The 243-nt window shown below is 67.1% G+C and carries 1 protein-coding gene; it reads right to left on the bottom strand.

The window, feature by feature from the left end; genetic code table 11:
• Window positions 1–243 (bottom strand): Vi polysaccharide biosynthesis UDP-N-acetylglucosamine C-6 dehydrogenase TviB (locus HKX41_13015; protein NNC25054.1); only part of this gene is annotated, 243 nt, incomplete at both ends.

Here is a 243-nt window from a genome sequence, read left to right as displayed (position 1 = left end):
GATGCAGTGGCCGCCGACCAGGCCGGGCCGGAACGGCAGGAAATTCCACTTGGTCCCGGCCGCTTCCAGCACCTCGGTGGTGTCGATGCCCAGGCGCTGGAAGATCAGCGCGAACTCGTTGATCAAGGCGATATTGGCGTCGCGCTGGGTGTTCTCGATGACCTTGGAGGCCTCGGCCACGCGCAGGCTGGAAGCGCGGTGGGTGCCGGCGGGAATGATGCTGCGGTAGAGCGCGTCGACGCG

The organism is Salifodinibacter halophilus (genome assembly GCA_012999515.1).
GTDB lineage: Bacteria > Pseudomonadota > Gammaproteobacteria > Nevskiales > Salinisphaeraceae > Salifodinibacter > Salifodinibacter halophilus.
This window is presented reverse-complemented; position numbering and strand designations above follow the sequence as displayed.